Source organism: Haloarcula vallismortis ATCC 29715, assembly GCF_000337775.1.
GTDB classification, from domain to species: domain Archaea; phylum Halobacteriota; class Halobacteria; order Halobacteriales; family Haloarculaceae; genus Haloarcula; species Haloarcula vallismortis.
The window spans coordinates 1-24,275 of record NZ_AOLQ01000004.1; the positions used below are offsets into that span (position 1 = coordinate 1).

27 protein-coding genes are annotated in these 24,275 nt (G+C 63.6%); 13 read left to right on the top strand and 14 right to left on the bottom strand.

Features of this window, described 5'->3' with window-relative positions; genetic code table 11:
* Nucleotides 1-778, top strand: a 778-nt coding sequence (locus C437_RS00265; protein ID WP_004514871.1) for a DUF7260 family protein, incomplete at its 5' end; no start/stop codon positions are given.
* Nucleotides 779-818: 40 nt separating this feature from the next.
* Here the strand turns inward: C437_RS00265 and C437_RS00270 are convergent.
* Nucleotides 819-1,823, bottom strand: coding sequence for a phosphate uptake regulator PhoU (locus C437_RS00270; protein WP_004514872.1), 1,005 nt, complete (start codon nt 1,821-1,823; stop codon nt 819-821).
* Nucleotides 1,824-2,154: 331 nt separating this feature from the next.
* Here C437_RS00270 and C437_RS00275 point away from each other — a divergent pair, with 331 nt between their 5' ends.
* The 7 genes from C437_RS00275 to thiE are packed head-to-tail and all read left to right on the top strand — an operon-like array spanning nt 2,155 to nt 9,123.
* Nucleotides 2,155-3,243 (top strand): PstS family phosphate ABC transporter substrate-binding protein, encoded by a 1,089-nt coding sequence (locus C437_RS00275; protein WP_004514873.1) that lies wholly within the window; start codon nt 2,155-2,157, stop codon nt 3,241-3,243.
* Between the two features lie 40 nt (nt 3,244-3,283).
* Complete coding sequence (gene pstC / locus C437_RS00280; RefSeq protein WP_004514874.1) at nt 3,284-4,222, top strand: phosphate ABC transporter permease subunit PstC; 939 nt, start codon at nt 3,284-3,286, stop codon at nt 4,220-4,222.
* Nucleotides 4,222-5,832 (top strand): phosphate ABC transporter permease PstA, encoded by a 1,611-nt coding sequence (gene pstA / locus C437_RS00285; RefSeq protein ID WP_004514875.1) that lies wholly within the window; start codon nt 4,222-4,224, stop codon nt 5,830-5,832. Before pstC ends, pstA begins: the two co-directional genes overlap by 1 nt.
* On the top strand, nt 5,832-6,704 hold the full coding sequence (gene pstB, locus C437_RS00290) for a phosphate ABC transporter ATP-binding protein PstB (RefSeq protein WP_004514876.1): 873 nt from the start codon (nt 5,832-5,834) through the stop codon (nt 6,702-6,704). Before pstA ends, pstB begins: the two co-directional genes overlap by 1 nt.
* 3 nt (nt 6,705-6,707) lie before the next feature.
* Entirely contained in the window at nt 6,708-7,385 is a 678-nt protein-coding gene (phoU, locus tag C437_RS00295; RefSeq protein ID WP_004514877.1) for a phosphate signaling complex protein PhoU, read from the top strand.
* A gap of 2 nt (nt 7,386-7,387) precedes the next feature.
* Nucleotides 7,388-8,449: a phosphate signaling complex PhoU family protein gene (locus C437_RS00300; protein ID WP_004514878.1), complete on the top strand. Its 1,062-nt coding sequence runs from the start codon at nt 7,388-7,390 to the stop codon at nt 8,447-8,449.
* Nucleotides 8,450-8,487: 38 nt separating this feature from the next.
* A complete protein-coding gene (gene thiE / locus C437_RS00305) occupies nt 8,488-9,123 on the top strand; it encodes a thiamine phosphate synthase (protein WP_004514879.1) in 636 nt (211 codons plus the stop codon).
* 50 nt (nt 9,124-9,173) lie between these two features.
* Here thiE and C437_RS00310 read toward each other — a convergent pair whose 3' ends face one another.
* Nucleotides 9,174-9,473 (bottom strand): hypothetical protein, encoded by a 300-nt coding sequence (locus C437_RS00310; protein WP_004514880.1) that lies wholly within the window; start codon nt 9,471-9,473, stop codon nt 9,174-9,176.
* A 76-nt stretch (nt 9,474-9,549) separates the two neighbouring features.
* The gene (locus C437_RS00315; protein WP_004514881.1) at nt 9,550-9,804 is read right to left on the bottom strand and encodes a glutaredoxin family protein; all 255 of its coding nucleotides are present in this window, start codon (nt 9,802-9,804) and stop codon (nt 9,550-9,552) included.
* A gap of 84 nt (nt 9,805-9,888) precedes the next feature.
* Here C437_RS00315 and C437_RS00320 point away from each other — a divergent pair, with 84 nt between their 5' ends.
* The gene (locus C437_RS00320) at nt 9,889-10,830 is read left to right on the top strand and encodes an oxidoreductase (protein WP_049919538.1); all 942 of its coding nucleotides are present in this window, start codon (nt 9,889-9,891) and stop codon (nt 10,828-10,830) included.
* Between the two features lie 73 nt (nt 10,831-10,903).
* On the top strand, nt 10,904-11,980 hold the full coding sequence (locus C437_RS00325) for a hemolysin family protein (protein ID WP_004514883.1): 1,077 nt from the start codon (nt 10,904-10,906) through the stop codon (nt 11,978-11,980).
* 44 nt (nt 11,981-12,024) lie between these two features.
* Here the strand turns inward: C437_RS00325 and C437_RS00330 are convergent, their stop codons facing one another.
* Nucleotides 12,025-12,327, bottom strand: coding sequence for a cupin domain-containing protein (locus C437_RS00330; protein ID WP_004514884.1), 303 nt, complete (start codon nt 12,325-12,327; stop codon nt 12,025-12,027).
* A gap of 178 nt (nt 12,328-12,505) precedes the next feature.
* Between C437_RS00330 and C437_RS00335 the strand changes: the two genes are divergently transcribed.
* On the top strand, nt 12,506-12,685 hold the full coding sequence (locus C437_RS00335) for a ribbon-helix-helix protein, CopG family (protein WP_004514885.1): 180 nt from the start codon (nt 12,506-12,508) through the stop codon (nt 12,683-12,685).
* Between the two features lie 20 nt (nt 12,686-12,705).
* Here C437_RS00335 and C437_RS00340 read toward each other — a convergent pair whose 3' ends face one another.
* From C437_RS00340 to C437_RS00350, 3 genes are all read right to left on the bottom strand, one after another.
* A complete protein-coding gene (locus tag C437_RS00340) occupies nt 12,706-13,938 on the bottom strand; it encodes an MBL fold metallo-hydrolase (protein WP_004514886.1) in 1,233 nt (410 codons plus the stop codon).
* 409 nt (nt 13,939-14,347) lie between these two features.
* On the bottom strand, nt 14,348-14,653 hold the full coding sequence (locus C437_RS00345; protein ID WP_004514887.1) for a hypothetical protein: 306 nt from the start codon (nt 14,651-14,653) through the stop codon (nt 14,348-14,350).
* A gap of 313 nt (nt 14,654-14,966) precedes the next feature.
* Nucleotides 14,967-15,827, bottom strand: a complete 861-nt coding sequence (locus C437_RS00350) for a sulfurtransferase (RefSeq protein ID WP_004514888.1) — start codon at nt 15,825-15,827, stop codon at nt 14,967-14,969.
* A 264-nt stretch (nt 15,828-16,091) separates the two neighbouring features.
* Here C437_RS00350 and C437_RS00355 point away from each other — a divergent pair, with 264 nt between their 5' ends.
* Nucleotides 16,092-16,886 (top strand): sulfurtransferase, encoded by a 795-nt coding sequence (locus C437_RS00355; RefSeq protein WP_004514889.1) that lies wholly within the window; start codon nt 16,092-16,094, stop codon nt 16,884-16,886.
* Between the two features lie 13 nt (nt 16,887-16,899).
* On the opposite strand, the gene C437_RS00360 is transcribed toward C437_RS00355, so the two are convergent.
* From C437_RS00360 to C437_RS00370, 3 genes are all read right to left on the bottom strand, one after another.
* Entirely contained in the window at nt 16,900-17,904 is a 1,005-nt protein-coding gene (locus C437_RS00360) for an AI-2E family transporter (RefSeq protein WP_004514890.1), read from the bottom strand.
* Nucleotides 17,905-17,968: 64 nt separating this feature from the next.
* Nucleotides 17,969-19,051 (bottom strand): geranylgeranyl reductase family protein, encoded by a 1,083-nt coding sequence (locus C437_RS00365; RefSeq protein WP_004514891.1) that lies wholly within the window; start codon nt 19,049-19,051, stop codon nt 17,969-17,971.
* Nucleotides 19,052-19,115: 64 nt separating this feature from the next.
* Complete coding sequence (locus C437_RS00370) at nt 19,116-19,541, bottom strand: DUF5518 domain-containing protein (protein ID WP_004514892.1); 426 nt, start codon at nt 19,539-19,541, stop codon at nt 19,116-19,118.
* A 112-nt stretch (nt 19,542-19,653) separates the two neighbouring features.
* Between C437_RS00370 and C437_RS00375 the strand changes: the two genes are divergently transcribed.
* Nucleotides 19,654-20,040, top strand: a complete 387-nt coding sequence (locus C437_RS00375) for a hypothetical protein (protein WP_004514893.1) — start codon at nt 19,654-19,656, stop codon at nt 20,038-20,040.
* Between the two features lie 14 nt (nt 20,041-20,054).
* Here the strand turns inward: C437_RS00375 and C437_RS00380 are convergent, their stop codons facing one another.
* Genes C437_RS00380 through C437_RS00395 form a run of 4 tightly spaced genes read right to left on the bottom strand, consistent with a single transcriptional unit; the run spans nt 20,055 to nt 24,240 of the window.
* Nucleotides 20,055-20,567 carry a DUF7519 family protein gene (locus tag C437_RS00380; RefSeq protein WP_004514894.1) on the bottom strand — a complete coding sequence of 171 codons (513 nt, stop codon included), beginning with the start codon at nt 20,565-20,567 and terminating at the stop codon, nt 20,055-20,057.
* Nucleotides 20,551-22,497, bottom strand: a complete 1,947-nt coding sequence (locus tag C437_RS00385; RefSeq protein ID WP_004514895.1) for a DUF7269 family protein — start codon at nt 22,495-22,497, stop codon at nt 20,551-20,553. The genes C437_RS00380 and C437_RS00385 overlap by 17 nt, the downstream gene beginning before the upstream one ends.
* Nucleotides 22,494-23,201, bottom strand: a complete 708-nt coding sequence (locus C437_RS00390; protein ID WP_004514896.1) for a DUF4129 domain-containing protein — start codon at nt 23,199-23,201, stop codon at nt 22,494-22,496. Before C437_RS00390 ends, C437_RS00385 begins: the two co-directional genes overlap by 4 nt.
* Before the next feature lie 55 nt (nt 23,202-23,256).
* Complete coding sequence (locus tag C437_RS00395) at nt 23,257-24,240, bottom strand: AAA family ATPase (RefSeq protein ID WP_004514897.1); 984 nt, start codon at nt 24,238-24,240, stop codon at nt 23,257-23,259.
* Between the last annotated feature and the right edge of the window lie 35 nt (nt 24,241-24,275).

Here is a 24,275-nt window from a genome sequence, read left to right on the forward strand (position 1 = left end):
CTCCGAGACAAGCCAGCCGCGAACCGAGCAGGCGCTCGCTGTCGTTCAACGAGAAATCGACTGTGTCAAGGCAGAACTGACGGCGTTCAGGCGCTTCCGGACCCAGCTTGTATCTATCGAGCCGACGGCACAATCCACAGGCTCTGTCGACACATCTGCGGGAGGGATGTCGACACTCAGCGCCCGCCAGCCGAAACTCGATACGAGCCTGCGTGCCGTTCGGGAGGCCTACCGAGAGACGGTCATGGCCGTGCCGCATTTCGAAGCCGAGTACGACGACTCGCTGGAAGCGAACATGTCGATGGAGTTCGGCCCGGAACTCGGCACCCAGATCGCCACGGGAACGCGCCTGACTCCACAACTGTACGAGGCTCTGCTAACCGCAAGTAAGGGAGCACGTGACGAGCGCGAGACGCTGCTCCCGGCGCTCGAACGCGAGCAGGAGTCGTTACAGTCAGTGCGAGCAACGCTTGACGACTGTGAACGCCGCGGGGCCGCACTCGGTGCGAACGCACGCCGAACGACTGACCCAGCCCGACTCGACAGTATCGACGAGCGACTCGCAGAGATCGAAGCCGAGTGCGAGGCGGTGGCAGCGACCCGCCAGCAACGGCTTCACAGCCGATCGACCGCTGCTCTTTCCGGTATTGACGGGACTAGCCTTGTCCGGTATCTCTACGACGACTGCCCGGTGACGTGTCCGGCACTCGCTGACACCGTCGCGTGCCTCGATACGATCAGGCGGCATCGTCGTCACTGCATCGTTTCGACAAGCTAAGACTACAGGGTGGCTGCATCTGGTTTATCTCGCCGAGTGGTCAGGACTGTGGCCGCGGCGCGGCCTTCTGGAGGGCGCTCTCGGCGATGTTGCCGCCGTAGTCGGCGGTCCGGGACAGGGAGTCGACGATGAGGCCCAGTACCTGTGCGCTCTGGGGGTCGAACTCGCGGATCTGGCCGTCGACTTCGCGAGCAGTCTCGTCGACGTCAGGGATCTGGCTCCGGGCCTCGTTTGCCAGTTTGACGGCCTCCTCGGAGTCTTCGGTCAGCAGGGCATCCATCGCGGTTTCGGGGACGGCGATAGCCTCGGCTTCCAGCTGGTCGAGGAGGTCGGCGGTTTCGCCAGTTATCCCTCCGATTTCCTGAGAGAGGCTGGCGATCTTGGTCGCGTGGTCGGCGATACGCTCTAGCTGGCGGGCGCTGGACTGGAAATCGAACACTGTCTCACGTGGGAAGCCAATCTCGTTGGCAGCCGTCGGATTGCGGAGGACGGTTCGGAACACGCGTGAAACCATGTACCAGAGCCGGTCCACGTCGTCGTCGCGCTGCATCACGTCTGCCGCGAGGTCGTCGTCGTCCTCGATGAGCGCCTCGACAGCATCGGAGAGCATAGTCAGCGAGACCAACCGCATTCGTGTGATTGCGTTGTGGACCGACAGCTCCGACGAATCAAGCAGGTCCTGCAGCACAACCCGGTCGGTCGTTTCCTCGATCATCTCGAGGCCGACCAGCCCCTGTGTCGCATCGCGGATAATGCGCCGTTGTTCGGCCGTGATCCGGGCCGCTTCGAGTTGGATGATGTCGAAGCCGCTGACGTACATCGTCATTACCGCCCGCGTGAGCTCGTGCCTGTTTTCGAGTCCCTCTACGTCGAGACTCCCCTCTACGCGGCCGTTATCCCGCTGCGGAGCGAGCAACAGCAGGTCCCGTTCAGCGTGGAATTCGACGACGCTGCCAGCGCTCACGTCGTTTTCTGTCGCCCACTCTTTGGGTAGTGAGACAGTGTATGTCGACCCGCCCGTCACCTGGACCTTGCGTGTCTCCATGTGACTGGCACTCGTTCACGGGATGATATAAATCCATTCATATCTATATACTGTATCGGAGGCCACATACTTGAGGATATATTCTCCGGATAGACGCGGATTATTCGACGATATTCGCCGGTATAGGTGATTCAAACGGCTGAAAAAGATATACCCGGATGCTCATTGGAATACGTCGTATTCGGGGTTCTAGAGGAGTGATAGTGGCGTATTCGCTAATACATGTCTTCCAGTTTGTGGGTGCTTGTCATACCATATCTATATAGTAATACCCGCATAGATATAGCTATCTTAGCAGGTTACTTATTACCTGTCCCGCTGGACTCTGATGATGGCGCACGACTCAAACGGGCTGTCAGACCGCGTATCGCGGCGGAAATTCATCGCAACGACAGGTGCGACCGGCATTGCTGCAATCGCCGGGTGTAGCGAGGGCGGTAGCAGTGGCGGCAGTGATGGAGAAAGCGGCGACGGAAGCAGCGGTGACGGCGGCAGCACCGACGGTGGAAGCACCGAGGAAGAATCCACTGAAACAGCGACAGAGCAGAGCCTTTCCGGGGAAATCAACATCACAGGTTCCTCGACGGTATTCCCGCTCGCGACCGCTGTCGCAGAGGAATTCCAGAAGATGCACAGCGGCGTGGATATTAGCGTCCAGTCGACCGGTTCTGGTGGTGGATTCGAGAACTTCTTTTGCCCCGGCGAGTCTGACATCAACAACGCTTCGCGTCCCATCAAGGACAGCGAAACGCAAAACTGCAACAGCAACAATGTCAACCCACATGAAATTAAGGTTGCTACGGACGCCCTAACCGTCATCATCAACAACGAGAACGATTGGGCGACCGAGATGACTGTCGACGAGCTTGCCCAGATTTGGGGTCCCGAAGCAGGCTCCGGCCAGACCTGGGCTGACATCAACTCCGACTGGCCTGACGAGGAAATCGAACGCTTTGGCGCCGCCGAGACGTCCGGTACCTTCGACTACTTCACCGAGGTTATCAACGGTGAGGAAGGCGCCCACACGCAGGACTATGAGCCGACTGAACAGGACCGCACTATCGTTCAGGGCGTGACCGGGAGCCAGTACGCTATCGGATACCTCGGCTTCGCATACTACTCTCAGAACCCCGACCAGGTGACGGCAGTCGCTGTCGATAACGGCAACGGTCCGGTCAAACCGACGCTCGAAACGGCTAAATCTGGCGAGTACGCACCCCTCTCCCGACCGCTGTTCACCTATCCTGCGATGAGTGCGCTTTCGGAGCAACACATTGCCGAATTCTGTCGGTACTTCGTCGAACAGAGTGCCAATACGGAACTCGTCGCCAATCAGGTCGGATATGTTCCGAACAGCCAGGAGGAGATGCAGACGGAACTTGACGAGCTTAACTCCGCCATCGAAGAGGCGAACTCGTAACCTTCCCGGATTCTGTTTTTATACGCCACACAGACAATACATGTCAAATACAATCGATTTGTCCGGGGACCGAGGGTCACAAGACCTCCGTGAAGGGATCTATGGAGTCGTCTTTTTCGTCTGTGCGGCGATCTCGGTCCTCACGACGATAGGTATTATTCTCGCGTTGGTCCTCCCGACGCTCACGTTCCTCGGTGAGGTTCCGATACGGGAGTTCCTGCTCGGGACGCAGTTCAGTCCAGCTATCCAGCCGACCGTTTTCGGCGTTCTTCCACTCGTGTTCGGAACGTTACTCATCACGGTCGGTGCGGCGGCGGTCGCTCTCCCTGTCGGTCTTCTCACCGCGACCTATCTGAGTGAGTACGCGAGCCACCGACGGCGTGCCGTACTCAAGCCGCTGCTGGAAATCCTCGCTGGCGTTCCGACGGTCGTCTACGGGTACTTCGCGCTCGTGTACGTGACACCGCTGTTGGACGCAATCCCGGGACTGGAACTGGGAACGTTCAACGCCCTCTCGGCTTCGCTCGTGATGGGTATCATGATTATCCCGATGGTCTCCTCGATAAGTGAGGATAGTATGAGTGCTGTCCCCGAATCGATACGGAACGCCGCGTACGGGCTTGGTGCGACGAAATACCGGGTGTCGACAAGCGTCGTCATTCCGTCAGCGGTGTCGGGTATCGCGTCGTCGTATATTCTGGCGCTCTCGCGGGCCATCGGCGAGACAATGATTGTGGTGGTTGCAGCGGGCCAGTCGGCCCGGTTCCCCGACAGCATCTCGGGACTGCTGAACAGTTTCTTCCAGTCGACACAGACGATGACCTCGGCTATTGTACAGTTGGGAACTAGCGACCTCGCTGGCGGCACGACTGCCTACCGAGCGCTATTTGCTATCGGACTCACGCTGTTCGTGATGACGTTCGTGCTGAACGTCGTGAGTGACGTGATTACCATGCGATACCAGGAGGACTACGAATAATGGCGACACCAACATCGAGCGAAACCACGTTCGAGTCCGTTAGCCGGACGAAAGGGGCCGTTTTCGAGTACTTGACGCTGGGCGCGTCGCTGTTCGGACTGGTCGCGCTGGGCGTGTTATTGCTGTACGTCTTCTGGGACGCATTCGGACTTGCAACCGCCGAAATCGCGTGGTACGGCGCGCTGGTGATTTGTGTCGTCGCCCCGACGCTTGGCTTCGTCGCGTATGCCCGCCGGAACACCGTCGCCGGCGAAGTGGCGCTGGAACTGGTATCGACGGCTATGGGCGGTCTTCTCGCCGGTTTTGGTGTTATTGCCGTCATTGAGGTTATTGCGGGACCGGCAGTCTGGTTCGCCTACTTCCTGACCGTCGTCGCCCCGCTGGTCGGACTATTCCTTTACAACCGCGCCCGTCCCGAGGTTACCTGGGTTGGTCTGGCCATGCTTGGCGTGTTGATTGCCGGGCCGATCATCGGGACGCTCACCCTCGATACGCTCACACAAATTGAGTCTCTCATCGGCGGGCCGTTCGTCTACCTGCTTTCGCTCGTACTCCCGGCCGCTGTGATAGCGCGGTACGTTATCGATGACTATCTGGAACTCGGGAACGGCAACTTCGCGGCCGGGCTCGTTGTCGCTGTCGCGTTCTTCGCTGTCCCGCTCATCGACACGCTGCCGTTGGTCTCCCGGTCGGTCTGGCTGATATTCCTCTCGACGCTGGTTACCCCACTCGGTATCGTCGCCTGGAAGAACCTCGCGGCCCCCGAGAACCGCGTCGGCTTCGCTGGCCCCGGCATTTTCATCGGAGGTGTGGGTCTGCTCCTGATTGTGACCGATGCGCTCGGGCTGAGTGGCCCGACGCCGTGGTTCGACTGGCAGTACCTCACGTCGAACCCATCCCGGTTCGCCGACCAGGCCGGGTTGTATTCGGCGATTATCGGCTCTGTGTTCATCATCGTGCTGGTGGCACTCATCACGCTGGCGCTGGGCGTCGGTGCGGCGATCTTCCTTGAAGAATACGCCCCCGATAGCGGACCGGGGGCCGCGATTGCACGACTCATCCGTATCAACATCTCGAATCTCGCCGGCGTTCCGTCGGTCGTGTACGGCATCCTCGGCCTGGCCGTCTTCGCGAACCTCGTCGGCCTCGGCTTCGGGACCGTCATCACTGCCGCGCTGACGCTTTCGCTACTTATCCTCCCGATTGTCATCATCTCCGCCCGCGAGGCGATCCGTGCGGTCCCGGATTCGATCCGGAACGCCTCGTACGGTATGGGGGCGACCAAATGGCAGACGACGCGAAACATCGTGTTGCCGCGCGCGATTCCCGGCATTTTGACGGGGACGATTCTGGCGCTCGGCCGGGCTATCGGCGAGACGGCCCCGTTAATCATGATCGGGGTTGCAACGACGAAGTTCAGCCCGCCCTCGGGCCTGTTCAGCAAGACGACGGCGATGCCGATGCAGATCTTCGCGTGGTCGTCGTACCCGTCGGCGGAGTTCCAGCATGGCGTCGTCGCGGCGGGTGTCGTGACGCTGCTCGTCGTTCTACTGACGATGAACTCTATCGCCATTCTACTGCGAAACAAGTTCGAAACGGAGGAGCTATAATGGCAAACGAAAACCAATCCGCGACGGCACAGCAAAGCGACACTGACCAGCTCATCTCGACGGACCCCGGCGGTGGGGGGCTCTCGGAACAATCCGACAACCAAACAGTGGATTCTGAGACTGAGTCGGTAGTTCAATCCCAGAATCTGGATGTATACTACGGCGACACGCAGGCGTTGCAGGATATCACGATAGAGATTCCCTCGAACCGCGTCACCGCGATGATTGGCCCGTCGGGCTGTGGGAAGTCGACGTTCCTCCGGTGTATCAACCGGATGAACGACCTCGTCGACATCGCCCGCGTCGAGGGGGACCTGTACTTCCACGGCCAGAACGTCTACGACGACTACGTCGACCCCGTCGCGCTCCGGCGACGCATCGGGATGGTGTTCCAGCACCCCAACCCCTTCCCGAAGAGCATCTACGACAACGTCGCCTACGGCCTCCGAATCCAGGGTAACACCGAGAACTTGGACGCAAAAGTCGAGCAGTCGCTGAAACGGGCCGCCCTGTGGGACGAAGTCAAGGACCGCCTGGATGACTCCGCGCTGGACCTCTCTGGCGGCCAGCAACAGCGGCTCTGCATTGCTCGCGCTATCGCCGTCGACCCCGAGGTCATCCTAATGGACGAGCCGGCCTCTGCGCTGGACCCCATCGCAACCTCACAGATAGAGGACCTCATCGAGGAGCTGGCCGAGGAGTACACAGTCGTCATCGTCACGCACAACATGCAACAGGCCGCTCGCATCTCGGACCAGACCGCCGTGTTCCTCACCGGCGGCGAGTTGGTCGAGTTCGACGACACGGATAAAATATTCGAGAACCCCGAGAGCCAGCGCGTCGAAGACTACATCACCGGCAAGTTCGGGTAACCCATGTCACGCGAGTCGTACCAGCAACTGCTGGACGAACTCCGGGAGAACGTGGTCGAGATGGGCGACCTCGTCGTCGAGCGACTCGAGGCGGCACTCACTGCCCTCCGGACCGTCGACCCGGAGATGGCGCAGTCCGTCATCGACGGTGACGAGGACATAAACGAGCTGTATCTGGCCCTGGAAGCCGACTGTATCGACCTCTTTGCCCTCCAGCAGCCGGTCGCGACGGACCTCCGCTTTGTCGCCGCCTCGTTCAAGATCATCACCGACCTCGAACGCGTGGGCGACCTCGCGACGAACCTCGCGGCCTACGCACAGTCGGCCGACCGCCGACTGGCCCCCGAAGTCGATGTCGACACCATCGGCCGCGACGCTACCGAGATGGTCGAGCGCAGCATCGACGCGTACCGGCGGGAAGACGTCGAGGAGTGTCGCGCTATCGCGGCTGACGACGACGCGCTCGATGCGCTCTGTCAGCGGGCTAGCGAGACCGTCGCTCGGGACCTCATCGAACGGGAGGCCGACACCGACGACGGCTGGGCGGTCGAGCAACTTCTCGACGACGTGTCCCGGCTCCTGTTGACGGTTCGGGACCTCGAACGGGTCGGTGACCACGCCGTCAACATCGCGGCGCGCACGCTGTATATGGTCGAAACTGATTCGGAACTCATCTACTAAGCATGGAAACCCGAAAGATACAGACCGTCGGCGGCGGGACCTACACCGTTTCACTGCCGAAAGAGTGGGCCGAATCGGAGAACTGTACGGCCGGGACGACGGTGAACCTCCACACGCACATCGACGGGCTTCTGGTGATTCAGACTCCCGAGTCACAGACAACGCCGCGGAACCGCTTCACACTCGAAGTCGGAAACGACGACCCGGCGGAAATCGAGCAGCTGTTGCGGGCGGCCTACGCCGCCGGCGTCGAGTCCGTCGTCCTCGAAGTCCCCGATGGCTACAGCGACGAGCAACACCGAGCCATCGAACGCGTTACCCGGAACCTGACCGGCGTCACCATCGCCGAGGAGACCGACTCAACAGTAACAGTCCAGACGTTGCTCGACGCTGGCGAGGTGTCCGTCAGTCAATCGGTCCGCCAGCTCCAGTTCGTCGCCCTGTCGATGCACCGGGATGCGATGGCCGCGCTGACGACTGAAACGACCAGCGACCGGTGGGCCGACCGGGACGACCAGGCCGACCGGCTGTACGCCATGATCGACCGCTACTTCGAGCGCGGACTGGCCCGACTTGACGAGATAGACGCACTCGGGCTGACCCGCCCCGAACTGTTCACTCTCTGGGGGACTGCGAACGAACTCGAACGCGTGGCCGACCACGCCGAGCGTATCGGCACTGTCGCCGACCGGCTTGACGGCCAACCCGACGAGCGCATTATCACAGCCCTCGACGACATTGCACAGGATGTCCATGCCGTCGTCGAGGACGCCGTCCGAATGATCATTGGCGACGCCTGTGTCGACACCGCTCGACAGGCACTGGCCACGCGCCGGGATGTTCGAGAGCGGATAACCAGTCTCGACCGACAGCTGTTCGAGTCCGGTGACGCCGACTATCGGCTCACGCGCGCCCTCGATAGCCTCGCCAGAACGGCGGAACACGGCGGCAATATCGCCGAATTTGGGCTTCGGATGGCCGTCCGCGACGGCGCGCTCGCCGACGTCAGCACCGGCACCGACGACGCGGATACAGCGGGATCGGCGGCTGAGACGGAGTCATAACGCACAGCATCCAAGACCCGTCGGTTCACAGACCCGCTATGGTCGACTGGGACGTGTACCTCGTCACGCAGGCGTCGCTCTCGGCGGGTCGGACAACCGACGAAATCGTCGCGGACGCGATTGACGGCGGTATCGGCGTCGTCCAACTCCGCGAGAAGGACCAGACAGCGCGCGAACGCTACAAACTCGGGCAGGAACTGCGGGAACTGACCCGTGAGGCCGGCGTCACGTTCGTTGTTAACGACCGTGTCGATATTGCGCAGGCACTCGACGCTGACGGGGTTCACCTCGGCGACGACGACCTTCCAGTTCCCGTTGCGCGAGAGCTTCTGGGTGACGACGCGCTCATCGGGCGCTCGGTTTCGACTGTCGAAGACGCTGAAGCGGCCGCGGCCGCCGGCGCGGACTACCTCGGTGTCGGCGCGGTGTTTGCCACTGGCTCGAAAGACGACATCGACGACGACGAGTACGCCGTCGGCACCGACCGTGTCGCCGCTATCGCCGAGGCAGTGGATATCCCATTCGTCGGTATCGGTGGCATCACGGCCCAAAACGCCACCGAGGTTATCAGCGCCGGGGCCGACGGTGTGGCTGTTATCACCGCTATCACACAGGCTGAGGACCCTGCGGCAGCGGCGGATACGTTACACAGTGCCGTCAAGCAGGGGCGATAGCACTGGCTTGCTCGTGGTAGCCGCCGAGACAGCCTGACTCGCGGCTGATGTCAGGTGCTGAGGAGGTCGGGCGCGATGATGGCTGTCCCGACAAGACAGAGAAAAACGAGAATGGCGACCGAGCGCAAGACGCCGGCCATCTGCCGCCTGTGCTTTGGCAACGCCTCCGCTACGCCCGCTAACCCGGTTCCGACGACCATCGCGAGTAACCAGTTGTGCGGTACGGAACCCTCGGTAACCCAGGCGTACACGTAGAGACTGGAGAAAACAAGCGAGCCAGCGAAGTGGACGAGAGCAATCCGTGGCCCGGACGGTTCGCTGAACACGGCGTTGCTGATACTGGAGGGCATCAGCGGTGAGATCTATCCCAGAATCAATAAATTGCGGTGTTAGCTGCGACGGAGGGGCTATCGAAGCCACAGGCCGCTACGCTAACTGCTGCAGTTTCTCGCGCAACTCCCGCTCGTTGACGTGGTACTTGAACGCCGGCGACTCGTCGACGAAGACGTAGGGAACGCGCTCGCCGTACTCCTCGCGCAGGTCAGTGTCTTCGTCAACGTCGACGAGGTCCAGCGCAATAGCGACTCCCTCGTCGTCGGCGACTTGCTCGATTGTTTCGATGGCCTCCTCGCAGAGATGGCAGTCCTCGCGCGTGTAGACGGTAATCGACACGTCGCTCATGACTGGAACGCGGGGGCGACGGCATAAGACACTCACTCTCTCGTCGTCGATGGGTTTCAGTGCCTCGCGCCCGTAACGATGTCAATGACAGGCTGGACTATCGAAGATATGCCCCCGCTGACGGACCGAACTGTGGTCGTGACCGGCGCAAACAGCGGGCTGGGACTCGAAGGCTCGAAGGCGTTTGCTCGCAGAGGCGCGACAGTGGTGATGGCCTGCCGGAGCGTCGAGCGCGGTGAATCGGCCGCCACGGAGATCCGAGAGGCCGTTCCGAACGCGACGCTCGATGTCCGAGAGTGTGATCTGGCAGACCTATCGAACATCGCGTCGTTCGCCGAGGGGCTCCGGGATGACTACGACGCTATCGACATCCTCTGTAACAACGCCGGGGTTATGGCCATTCCTCGGAGTGAAACGGCTGATGGCTTCGAAACGCAGTTTGGGGTCAACCATCTGGGCCATTTCGCCCTGACAGGACACCTGCTGGACCTGCTCCGGGCCGCCGACGGCGAATCTCGAATCGTCACACAGTCCAGCGGCGCACACGAGATGGGTGAAATCGACTTCGAGGACCTCCAGCGCGAGCGCTCCTACGGGAAGTGGTCCGCCTACGGCCAGAGCAAACTCGCCAACCTCCTCTTCGCCTACGAACTCCAGCGCCGCCTCGGTAACCACGGCTGGAACGACGTGATAAGCGTCGCCTGCCACCCCGGCTACGCCGATACCGACCTCCAGTTCCGCGGCCCCCGAGAGATGGGGTCGACGCTGCGTACCGCGGCCATGGGCGTCGCCAACGCCGTGCTGGCCCAATCTGCCGAACAGGGTGCGCTCCCGATGCTGTACGCCGCCACCGCCGAGGATGTCATCGGCGGCGAGTACGTCGGCCCCGGTGGCCTGCTCGACATGCGCGGCTCGCCCGAGTTCCAGCAGTCGAACGCGGCCTCCCGGGACGAGGCGACCGCCGAACGGCTCTGGGAGGTCTCGACCGACCTCACCGGCGTCGAGTACGACTTCGGGGCTGACTGACAGCACTGTCTCGATACAGACGGGGCTCGTAATCCCCACTTTTTCACCGCCGGAACGTGAACCCCGCCGGCACATGCAACCAGTCGAGATCGCAGCCAGACTGCTTGCAGGGGTCGCCCTGATCCTCGCAAACGGCTTCTTCGTCGCCATCGAGTTCGCGCTGACGAGAGCCAGACAGTACACGGAGTCGGAGTTCGACGAGCCCGGCCTTCGGCGCGCCTGGGAGATGACCGACGACCTCGAGATCTACCTGACGAGCTGTCAGGTCGGCATCACCGCCTCCAGCATCGCAGTCGGTATCATCGCCGAGCCGGCGCTGGCGGCCATCTTCGAGCCGTACTTCCAGTCGTCGGTCCTGGCCGGCGTCGGCCTCGGCGGCGCTATCGCCTTCCTCCTCATCAACCTCGTCCACCTGACCCACGGCGAGCAGACCCCGACGTACCTCGGCGTCGAGCGCGCGAAGTTCGTCTGTCGGTACGGCGCGACACCGCTGTACTACTTCGCGAAGGCCATCTCGCCGATTATCGCCGTCGGCGACGGGGTCGCCAAGTGGACGCTCGGGCTGTTCGGCGTCGAGATGTCCGGCGCGTGGCTCGAAGCAGAGGTCGACAGCATCGAGTCCCGGGCAGAACTCCGCAACGAACTCAGCTCCGTCCTCGACCGCGGCGACGTGCCCGACGAGCGCCGCGAGGAGGTGCTGGCGGCGTTCCGTGTCGGGGACCGCGAGGTCGGCGACGTGATGGTGCCCCGCGAGGACATCGTCGCGCTGTCGCCGACCGCCGACGATGCGACCAACGCCGAGCGAATCGCCGAGACGCCCCACACCCGATACCCGCTCGTCGGCGAGACGCTTGAGGACTTTCACGGCATCGTCTATATCCCTGCGCTCGTCGACGAGCGCGAGGAACAGGCCGGCAGCGGGGGCCTGCTTGACGGTATTGACCTCGAAACCGTCGCCTCGCCGCCGATGACGATATCCCCTGACACGACCGTCAGCGACGCTATCGACCAGTTTCAGGCCGAGCGTCAGGAACTCGCGCTCGTGTTTGAGGACGGCGCAGTCGTCGGGCTGATGACGGTCACGGACCTGCTCGAAGAGGTCGTCGGCGATATCCAGGACCCGATGGACGCTGCGGCCGGCGTCGCCTGACGCTGAAAGCGTCTCATAGTCGCCGACATCGAGGCCTGAGACGGCTAGCGTGGCGGCGTGTAGAAGTTGACTGTCTTCAGGGGCTCGTCCCCGTCGTTCTCGATGCCGTGACGCTCCCCGGCCTCGATGCGGACGAGGTCGCCGGCGTCGACGCGGTGGGTGTCACCATCGACAGTGACGACGCCGGTGCCGCTGACCACGAACAGCCACTGGTCGCTGTCGGCGTGGTAGTTCTCCGGCCCGCCGACGGACCGGCCCGGCTCGACAGTCATTTCGGCGGCCCGTGCCTCCGCAGTCTCCATGACGACCTCGAAGTAGCGGTCGAAACCGAGATGCGTCTGGTCCATACGTATCCATCCGGCCGACTCTCCGAGTCGTTTTCGGGCAGCGCCGCCCACCCCGGACTGCCAGCACTCCGGTTCTCCTACATCGCACTGAGACGCCGTCGCCAATCCCCGTCACGCGACTGACCGACGGTTGTCTGACGAGGATATATTTCTCTGGCCGTTCAACTCCCCGTAATCAATGGACGAAGCGTTTCTTGACCTCGAATCGATTGAGGTCGAACTGGACGAGGAGTTGCTCGACGCGATTGACGACAAGGCGTTCGCCGACCACCGCGACAACCGGGACGCCGCAATCCGCGACTTACTCGACGAGTGGCTGAAACAGCGCGCCGCCGAGGACACGGACGAGAGCGGCTGAAAGTGCCCTCTCGTCGTCTATCAAACCGTAACGGTCGCGCCTAATTCGGGCGCTGCTGCATCGTAGCCGTCCTCGCGGAGCGTGGCTGCAAACGCTTCGCAGCGGTCGCCGTGGTTGACGAGTACCGGCGTATCACGGTAGCTATCGAGGTATTCTAACAGCCCGTCCCGGTCGGCGTGTGCCGAGAAGTCGTACTGTTCGACCCGTGCGCTGACCGGCATAATCCGGCCGTCTATCTCGGCGCGCCCTGTCTCTATGAGGTCTCGTCCCGGCGTTCCCTCGACCTGATACCCGGTCATCGTGATCCTGTTCATCGGATTTCCGCGGATTTCAGGGATATACGTCATCGCCGGGCCGCCTGAGAGCATCCCGCTGGTGGTGACGATAGCCGCCTTTTGATCGGTGATACGCTTGCGCTGGCCGTCCTTGCCCGTAACAAACCGAGCGTGGGATTTCGCCCGCTGAAGCGCGTCCGCGTCGCGGACGAACTCGGGGTACTGCCCGAGCATCTCGGTCACCTGCTTCCCCATTCCGTCGACGTAACACGGGATGTCGTGCGCCTCACAGATGAGGAGCATCTCCTGCGTTCGACCGATGGCGAAGGCGGGCACGACGACGGTGCCGCCCTCCCAGAGCGTCGTTTCGACGCTTTCGACGAACCGTCCCTCGACCGTGTCTCTGGGGTCGTGATCGACATCGGAGTAGGTGCTCTCACAGATGACCGCGTCCGCGTCGGGACGTGCTGTCGTCCCCGAGACGAGACGTTGGTCATCGGTGTGGAAATCACCCGTGTACAGCAGTCGGGTGTCGCCGTCGTCGACGAGAACGTGTGCGCTCCCCGGAATGTGGCCAGCGTTGTAGAACGTAACTTCGTAGCCGGCGGCCTCGAACGACTCGCGGTAGCCATGCGTCTCCGACACCTGCGTCACCCGTCTGACGTTGGTCTCGGTAAACGGACAGTTGACCGTCCCCCCGTGGAGTTTGAGCGTGTCCCGCGCGAGCGTCATTGCCAGTTCGTATGTCGGCGGCGTCCAGTGAATCGGTGGCCGCGCGTCGCCCGACACCAGCGCTGGGATGGTCCCGACGTGATCGAGGTGGCCGTGGGAAACGACGACGGCGTCCGGAGACGGCGTACGAACCGGAAACTGTGGCGGCGAGTCGGTCAGCATCCCGAAATCCAGCAGCAGCGACTCGTCGATGAGGACGGCGCTCCGGCCGATCTCACCCGCCCCGCCGAGAAACTGCACATCCATTATGCAGACAGAGGCGTCGCGTCCGTTTCCGTCCGTCGGTTCTGCGCGAAGCGTGCTGGTGACCGCCGGGCAGGCAGCATATCTACGAACTAGAACAGGACCATATCCGAGTGCTTAGCGGCTATGAACCGTTATGGAACAGCTTTCGAGTATTGTATTGTGTGTGGGTAACACATTTACTGGGCCGTGTTATCACGCTAGCATAAACAATTATTATACTCGGGGCTTATAGTTCACTTGTCATGGCGACACGCCAGCAACCCCCGACGACGTACCACACGTGCAGTTGCGGTGAGGAGTTCGACACGACGGAGGAACTCCTCGAACACGCACGAGAGGCACACGGGCTTAGCGTACACTGACTGGCGTCGCACTGTTTTTCGCGCACAGAAATTTCGACAGCGGCAGGTCAGGATGTTTTGTCGATATCCTGTCGCACGCTGAACCGCGCGTAGCCGCCGTGTGAGAGGTCAAGTGCACCCAGCCACCAGTTCCATCGCTCGGCGAGTTGATAGTCCTCGGGCGCGTCCGCGAGGTTGTCGATGACATCTTCAACGGTCAGTTCAGCCCCGAAGTCGGTCACGAACTGGTCCGACTCCGAGAGGTCCCGCGCCTGTCTGGCGACGACCGTGACGATATCCGGGTCTGCGTCGAAGGCGTCGCGGAGGTCCCGTTCGAGTTCCGTTCGGTCCACACTCGCGTGTAGGATGCGCATCTGACTTGAATGTACGGTTGGGAACATCGCTGTCGTTTCCGGCCGAAAGATAGCCGTCCGGAACGGGCGTCACTGTCTCAGCGACGCTATCACTCTCACATTGCGCCAGAAAAATGTGAATGTAAGCCGTTGTCGCGCCGATTCGAAGCTTCGTGCGCTGCGCTTACTCAGCTTCGCCTGTCCCACGGGTCGCCCTTCAGGCTCCCCGTTCCACTACGAAGCGAACTCCTGCGCTTCGCTTAGTCGTCCGCTTCGCCTTTCTCCGCGGCTCCCATACGGTCGCCGCTTCGATTCGACGCTTCGTGCGCTACGCTTACTCAGCTTCGCCCTTCTCGATAGGCGCACCAACCAGATTGCCCCATTCGGTCCAGGAGCCGTCGTAGTTGATGGTGTCGTCGTAGCCGAGCAGCTCGTGCAGGGCGAACCAGGCGACAGAGGAGCGCTCGCCGATGCGGCAGTAGGCGACTGTCGTGGAGTCGCCGTCGATGCCGTACTCGGCGTAGAGCTCTTCAAGCTCGTCGTAGTCCTTGAACGTCCCGTCGTCGTTGGTGACGGCCGCCCAGGAGATGTTCTGGGCACCGGGCACGTGGCCGCCGCGCTGGGCGGTCTCCTGAAGTCCAGGCGGTGCGAGAATCTCGCCGGAGAACTCTTCGGGCGAGCGAACGTCGACGAGCGGTAGTTCGCGCTCGATAGCGTTCTCGACGTCCTCTCGGTACGCGCGGATGGACTCGCGCGGGCCGGCGGCTTCGTAGTCGACTTCGGAGAACTCGGGCACTTCGTCGGTGAGTTCGTAGTCGTTCTCGACCCAGTACTCGCGGCCGCCGTCGAGCAGCTTCACGTCGTCGTGGCCGTAGTACTTGAACTGCCAATATGTGTAGGCGGCGAACCAGTTGGAGTTGTCACCGTAGAGGACGACTGTCGAGTCCTCGCTGATGCCGTGGGCACCGAGCAGCTCCTCGAAGTCCTCCTTGTCGAGGATGTCACGGGTGGTCTGGTCCTGAAGATCTGTCTCCCAGTTGAACCCGATTGCACCGGGTGCGTGGCTCTCGTCGTACAGTTCCGTGTCGACGTCCACCTCTACCAGTCGGTGGGCAGGGTCGTCGCTCTGGAACTCGTCCAGATGCTCGCTGACCCAGTCGGCCGAAACGAGCACGTCGTTAGCGTATTCAGTCATAATGCATCGAAGCGTAAGTCTACCAGACATATATTACTACGACTTTCGGCATGTTCGGCCACTCGTCCACCGTGTCGGCAGACGTTGCCTCTACTGAGGGGTATCGCTACCCAGTACCTCCGCCGCCCAGTGGACAGGGGCCATGGCGTTCCATGTCCGGCTGTAAGCGCTGCTGTGCGCTCACGAAATGCGGCGGTATTTGCATCCATCTTCGACCGCCCATGATGAGAGTTTTCAAGCGGTCGGAGCGGTTACGCGTGGACGATGACTGATTTCGTTTCTGCGGAGTGGGTATCGAGCCGGGGTGCCGACCTCGGGCTGGTCGACGTGCGGGACGCGTGGGAGTACGACGGCCTCGGACACCTCCCGGGCGCGGTGAACGTCCCCTTCGATTCGTTCCGGGCGGACGAACACGGCGCGGAGTCCGATGCCGGCGAGGGGATGCTACCCGACGAAGACGAGTGGGCGCAGTTGCTTTCGGAGGCCGGCATTTTGCCGGAGAGCGATATCGTCGCGTATGATGACCACCATGGCGTCTTCGCCGCGCGGTTTCTGGTCACCGCGGAACTGTTCGGCCACGACCCCGACCGGCTCCACCTGCTGGACGGCGACTTCTCCAGCTGGCAGCTCGAACGGGAGACGACGAGTGAGACGCCGCCCGTCGAGCCGACCGACTACGAGGTGGCGCGACCTGGTTCGACGCCGCTGGTCGGCCCGGATGCGGTCGCTGACGCCGCGGACGACCCCGATGCGGTGTTGGTCGACACCCGCGAGGACGAGGAGTACGACGCGGGCCACATCCCCGGGGCGGTTCTGCTGGACTGGCGGGACCTCGTTGACGACGAGACTCGGGGCCTGTTGCCCCGGGACGAGGCACTGTCAGTTCTCGAAGACGCGGGCATCGTCCCCGAGAAACGCATCGTGCTCTACTGTAACACCGCTCGGCGAATCAGTCACACGTACGTCGTTCTCCGGCATCTCGGCTTCGAGCGGGTGGACTTCTACGAAGGGAGTCTCACCGAATGGGAGGCACAGGGGCGGCCGCTGGAGACGAACTGAACCGGCGCGATACTCAGGTGAGTTTCTGCTGTTCTCCCTGTCGCTCGCTCGTCAGCAGCGACGACAGTTCGACCAGCAGTGCGATGACGACCGGACCGGCGATAAAGCCGATGACGCCAAGCGTCAACACGCCGCCGGTGAACCCGACGAAGTAGAGACTGGCTGGGAGGCCGGTCGTGTAGCGGGCGAGTTTCGGCCTGATAACCGCATCGGGGAGAAAGCCGACGAAGACGAGGCCGAACACGGTCACCAGTATCGCCCCAGTGATATTGCCGTTGATGATGTCCGCGCCAGCGATGGTAAGGACGACGACGCTGGGGCCGATGACGGGGATGAACTGCAGGATGCCCGCAGCCACCGCCAGTGCGAACGCGCCCTGGTAGCCCAACAGCCAGAACACGACCCACGCCACGACGAAGGTCCCGAACGCCGTCGCCGCCTGAAGAACGTAAATCGCGTATAGTGTTCCACGGAGCCGCTGATGCAGTCGGTTGACGACCTCGTGATACGACGCCGGCACTGTGCGGTAGGCGGCCTTTTTCGGAGCCTGTGGCTGCCAGAGCATCGCGTAGACGAGAATGGTAAACAGCACGGCTTTCAACGCGAGCACGGGCGATTCAGCTGCCAGATCCACCGCAATAGCCGTGAGTGTCTCTCGGGCTGCTGTCAGCGTTGGGTCGATCTCGATTGGGTAGCTGAACCCGCCGACATCGATGGTCACCATCGGTGGGAGTTGCTGGAAGAACGTAAACAGGTCACGGCGACGGAGATACAGCACGGCACCAAGCGGGACGACGATGAGTGTGCCGCTGATAAAGGCGATACCAGTCGTCACCGCCGCTGACAGCCGCTTGGTGAGCCCGTGGCGTCCGAGCCATTCCGAGACGGGAAACAGCACGTATGCAACCGTGATTGCAAAGAAGATAGTCGATAGCACCCGTGCGAGCAGGACTGCGGTCAGGCAGCCGGTGAGAACGAGCAGCCCCGCGAGGACGTAGGTTCGTCGGCGTGTTACCACGCCCGTCCTTTTCCATCGGTCGGTAAAAACGTTATCTGCACACAACAGCGGAGTAACACGTCCGTCAGGACCGGGAGAACAGCGCCGCTAACTGCTCGCGGGAGAACAGCGTCGTCGGCCGGTCCATGTGGACACCGATTTCGCCCTCGAATGCCTTCATGCCCGCTTTCTGTATCGGCTCCGGTGCGGAATAGCCGGCCCGAACCGCATGACCCAGCCGAATTTCCTGCCGGAGGTCATCACGCCACGCTCGCTCGTACTCCCCCAGCGTCGCCGGGTCTACGGGGTCGATCTCTCGGGCCGCGTGGTCGGCCGCGGTCATGCCGTAGCGGATGCCGCCGCCGGTGAAGGGCTTGGTCTGGGCCGCGGCGTCGCCGATGAGGAACGACCGCCGGCCGGTGACCCGCTTCGGCGGGCCAATAGGAATGAGCCCGGAACAACGGTGGTCGGTTTCGACGCCGTAGCCGTCGACGAATGCCTCGAAGCGGCCGCGGGCGTCGTCGCCCGGCGGCACCGCCAGCCCATACTCGACGCCGGCCTCGCCCCGCGGGATGCGCCAGGCGAAAAAGCGCGGGACAGTGAGGTGCACGTCGACGAAATCGCTGTGGTCCACCTCGTCGCTGAACCCGAGCACGCCGTGGAGCAGTTCGTCGGGTTCCGGGAGGTCGAGCTCCCGCCGGACGCGGCTCTTTGGCCCGTCACAGCCCGCGACCATCTTCGCTCGGTGCGTTTCGACGCCGTCGGGGCCGCGAACCTCTACAGTGACGCCGTCTTGGTCCTCGGTGACGCCGACGACGGAGTGCTCCTCGCGAACCTCGGCCCCGGCGTCGCGGGCCAGCCCCGCGAGGTGCTTGTCCAGCCCGACGCGGTCGATGACGTTCGAGATGACCTCGTCCTTGTAGAAGGGGTGGTCCGCGCTTCCGGGACCGCCCGTGTGGAACCGCGCACCGGAAATCTCGTTCTGGAACAGTTCGTCGCGGGCGTCCTCGGTGAACTCCCAGATATCTGTGCTCACATGGCCCGAGCAGGCCAGCGGCTTCCCGATCTCCCCCTGTTCGAACACCACCACGTCGAGTCCCTGACTCGCCGCCTGGCGCGCGTACCGGGACCCAGCCGGACCCGCGCCGACCACCACAACATCGTGCATACACGTTCCCTCGGTGTCACGAACCAAATAGCTTCTCGATTTCGCGCCTGCCGCGACCACTGGGTCAGCTACCCGCCGCGGGGAGTCGCGGGTAGCCCCGTCGCTCGGCCAGCCAGCCGCCGAAGCGACCGGCCAGGGCACCGACAAGTACCGGAAGCGCCAGCAACCACACGCCGACGACCAGTGTCATGATGAGGCCGACAGCTCGGAACCACAGCGGGTTCGGAACCGTCGGCACTGTCATCAACAGCCCTTTCAGCGACCAGAGAGCCGGGAGTCCGCCGATGAGGCCAGCCCTGAGGCCCGCAGCGGTCCCCGTTCCACCGTGGCGCTTGACCAGATACCCCGCGATAGCGCTGCCGAGGAATAGCCCCTGAAACGTGATGTTCGACGACGACTGCAACACCTGCGCGACGGTAAACATCGCGGGGACGAGGCCGCCGATGAGAGCGCATTGCCATGTCTTCGATAGCTCGAACTGGAGGGACATAGCCGGGCTATGGGTCGCCGGTCGCAAATAATGATCCCCTGATGATACAAACAAGCGCCATATCGACGGCCCAATCAGGATTCATATGTCGGTCGCGCCCCTGCCAACGGCTATGGCAGAGTACCAGCCTGGGGTGTGTAACATCGGAGCGAAACAGCGCCGCGCCCGTCGACTGTCGGCCATCGGGTCGTTTGCAGTCGCTGTCGGTATCGCGCTCGCCGTCGCGGTCGGCGCGATACCGACGACATCGCTGTGGGCGACTGTTCCGTTCATCTTCGGCGGGTGGGTCGGCGCGCTGCAGGACTACTTCCGGTTCTGTGTTGCCTTCGGTGCGCTCGCCCGCTACGACCTGTCGGGGTCGGGCGGGGACAGCGGAACCGTTGCTGCAACCGAAGCTGTTCGTGCCGACCGCCGACAGGCTGTGAAAATTCTCCTGCTCGCGGCCGTTGGGACGGCTGCGACGAGCGGCCTCGGATACGCGGCCATCACGGTACTCTGATCAGCTTCTGATAGTCACCGTAACGCGACCGTGAAGGCGACGACAGCGAGCAGCAGGAGGCCGAGTGCCAGCGGCGACGGCGTGCCCGTCACGGAGCGGTAGATGAGATAGCCGACGCCACCGCCCGCCGTCAGAAGCGTGCCGACCGAGATGGTATGGACGAGTTCGACGCGGAGCGTCGGGGCCTCGACACCGATCTGTGTTTCCAGCCGAAGCGCGTGTCTGGCGGTTACCCAGGCCAGTACGACCGGTGCCGTCGCACCGAGGAGCCACTCCGGCGACCCGGCTCCGGTTCCTGCCTGTATGACGGCGATGAAGAGGCCGCTGACACCGGCCGTCAGCGCGAGCTCGGATCGGCGCAACAGACCGGCGACAACTGCCAGCCCGCCGCCGCCGGCGAATGCTAGGGCGACGGGAACAGACGCGACGAGTCCGAGTACAGCGAGGACGGACGCGATGCTGACGCCGGCGCTGAACCGCGGTAGCCCCGCGGGGGATGGCCGCTCACGGTCAGCTATCTGTGGCACGGGCCTGCACCTCCCTGAACGGCGTCTCCGGGTTCCAGTTTCGGACTGGGATATCGTGTTCGCGGAGCGTCGAGAGTCGGTTTTCTCGGTCGAGGTGTGCGCAGGCTCCGGCGACCGTGGACGGGGCCGTACAGTCCGGGCTGACCACCGAAACGCTCTGTCCGGCCTCCGCCAGTCGTCGGATGAGTGTCACACCGTCGTCGTCACAGAGCGGCGAGACGACGATTACCTGTACGTCGGGGCCAAGCCGAGCGGTCAGGTCGTCAGCGGCGTCGGTGGACTCTGTCGACGGTGCCGGCGGCGTCCACGGGACCGCAGCTTCGCCGGCGAGACAGGTTTGAATTGCCACACGGTGGCGCTCACCGGTTGTCGGCAGCACCCATCGGTCACCCCCGCCGACCGTTCCCACGCCGACTGGAACCCCGTCGTCAAGCAACTGGTCGGCAATGGTGTAGGCGGCCGCCGCGCCGTGGCGCGGCGCAGGGATATCTCCGGACGCCGCTGCGACGTACGCCGCCCGTCGGGCATCGACGACCACGGCGACCCGCGGCTGTCGTGGCTCCCGAAACTCGACTGTCGCCAGCTCGCCGATCTTCGCACGGTGGTGCCAGTCGATTCTCGATGCCGGGTCGCCGGGACGGTACGCTCGTATGGAGTCGAACTCGACGCCGCTTCCGGTGACCCCCGCCTCCTGCTGTCCCGGCAGTGGCGTCGCCCGCTGGTGGGGCGCGCTGCCGTCACCGCCGCGCCGTTCGAAGCCACACGTCAGGCTCTCGTGGCCGTCGGTAACCGCGACGGTTCGGACTGTCTCCCGCGCGCCAGCGAAATCACTCAGAACCGCGACAGGCGGCTCGAACGTGTGATTTCCCGGAACCGCTGTCAGCGTGTAGGTGAATGACCGCTCAGTACCGGGCCGCAACGCGGTGGTCGTCCGCGGCGACCCCGAACAGACTGTGAGTCCGGCGGGGACCCCGTCCAGCAGCCGGAGGTCCGGTATCGTCGTCTTGCCGACGTTCCGTACGGTCACGGTGACCTCGACGGTCGTTCCGGGGGTCGGCGTCTGCGGTTCGAGCGTCCGGGTGAGTTCGATGTCGCCCGTGGGTTCCCAGATACGGGCAGCACCGGCCAGTGCGACCCCGAAAGTCGCGGTCAACACCGCGCCGGGAGCCCCCATCACGACGCCGCCAGCGCTGGCGAGCAACACTGCGACAGAGACGCGCTTGGTCCGGCCGGTCGACCGGGTCCGGGGGAGTCCGTCGGTGGGCCAGTACTCTCCGGTAGCATCCTCGGTATCGGTCGTTTCCGCCGGCACGAGCCGGCTGTCCGGGGCGGGCGCGTCAGCACCCCGCTGCTCGGCCAGTTCGACGACGGCGTGACGGGCCCGCGTGACGATGGGAAGCTCGGGCCGAACGAAGGGGAGCGACGCCCGGCGCGGAAGCGGCGGCCGCAGTCCGTCGGCGAAGAAGGCGGCGGCTACCTCGTCGTCGGTCCAGTTGCCGCCCGCGAGCCGGTCGGCGGCCGCGCCCGGCCTGTCACCGTCGGTTCGTCCGAGTACGTCGACGGCAAGCTCATGGAGCGACGCGTGTATACGCTCTCTAGGTGTGCGCTCTCTCGCGCCGTCCCACTCGTCCGTGTCGTCGACAGCGCGGCGGCCGACGATGCTACTCCGGTCCAGTAGCTCGGCGAACGCCGTCCCGGGAACGCGATACCGTGGACGGCGCTCGGGCGTCGGCAGCCGTGTCTCTTGCTCGTCACTGTCGAACAACTGTCCGACCGCGAGCACCACCGCCGCGACCCCGACTCCGACTGTCAGTAGCGTCGCGACCACTCGCGGCAGGAGCCCGCCGCCCAGTTCTGGCAGCGCCAGAAGGAGTCCGCCGGCACTGATAGCCAGGAGACCAACAATCGTCGGGAGGCGTCGCCGGCTCACGACGCTTCACCACCCGCAGGCGCATCTAGCGATAGTGTGGCCGCGGCGGCCCGCGCCTGCCGTTCCCGCTCCGGCGTCGCGGCCGCGTCGCCATACCGAACCACACAGAACAGCTCAGTCAGCGCCGTCACCGGCCGTCGGGGCAGCCCGGATTCGATTGCCTTCTGCCGAACGTCGGCAGGGGTACCCGGCTCGGCGGTGGGCGGTCCGAACGCGCTGTCGGTCGATTCGACGTGGTTCCTGAGTGCTGACCACGCCCGATACACGTCGTTTTCCGGCGGCACGTCCGCTGTGAGCGACACCGAATCGGCCGCGGGTGCTGTCGACGCCGGTGGCGGGTCATCGTCAGTACTGTCGGAGTCGGTCTCCTCGCCGTGAGTCAGTTCGTACAGGAGTACCACCCCGCCCAGCACGACGAGCGTGAGGCCGGCGGCGACCTGCCATCGCGGCGGCCCGCCGTTCGAACTTGCCGCGGCTGTTGTCGTCATCTCTGTATCGGGTGCTCTAGACGCTGACTGGGTCCCCTCCGGAGTCCCGGGTCCGCCGCCGCCGGGTCGGTGTGGCGGCGGCGTGGACTCTTCTGTCGGTACCCCGGTCGTCACGGCCGGTTCTGTCGAGACGGTTTCGACCGACGCAGCAACCATCGCTAGCGCGACGACGGCGAGGACAGCGAGGGCCAGCGAGCCGAGTCGTACCACGATCATACCACCCGGTTGCTGCCGTCGAGACATCGGAGCGACTTCTCGTCGTCCATCCTGCTCACTCCCCGGCCGCCGGTGTCTTGGGGTCAGCCGGCGATACTGTCGGGACCGTGATGCTGTCGAACACGTCCGCAACGACATCCTCAGCTGTCGCCCCGTCAACGGTGGCATCAGTCGTCAGGACCAGTCGGTGGGAGAGGACCGGCGCACCGACAGTCTGGACGTCCACCGGGCGCACGTAGTCCCGGCCCGCGATTACCGCGCGGCTCCGGGCGGCTTCAAGCAGGCGCTGGCTCCCGCGCGGTGAGACGCCGACTTCAGTCCGGGCGTCCCGGCGGGTGCCGCGGACGATGTCGATGAGGTAGCTCAGGATATCGTCGTCAACTGTCACTCCCTCGGGAACGGACTGTAAGCGGCGGACCCCCTCGGGGTCGAGGACGTCGTCGGTCGACGGGGTCTGTGACGCCCGCTCGGTCCGCTGACGGAGCAGTCCCTTCTCGGCACTGGCCGCTGGGTAGCCGATGCTGGTCTTGACGAGGAAGCGGTCGCGCTGGGCCTCCGGCAGGGGGAACACGCCCTCGCTCTCGACTGGGTTCTGGGTTGCGACGACAACGAACGGGTCTGGCAGTGCGTGCGTGTCGCCGTCGACGGTCACCTGCCCCTCGGCCATCGCCTCAAGCAGCGCGGCCTGCGTCTTCGGCGGTGCGCGGTTGATCTCGTCTGCCAGCACGAAGTTTGCGAATATCGGTCCCTCCGAGAACTCGAACTCGCCGTCGCCCTCGCGGTAGAGGTGCGTCCCGGTCACGTCCGCCGGCAACAGGTCGGGCGTGAACTGCACCCGTGCGAAGGTGAGCCCGAGCGCGGTTGCGAAACTCCGGGCGGTCAGGGTCTTGCCCGTCCCCGGCACGTCCTCGATGAGCACGTGGCCACGGGCGAGGACGGCGGTCAGTACCGTTTCGAGGAACTCCCGTTCGGCGACGACGCTCTCGGCGACCGTATCGAGCAGGCGGTCGCACTCGTTACAGGCGTCTGGCACGTCCATTGTACTCCTGGCTGTGACCCGGAATCTGTTAATAA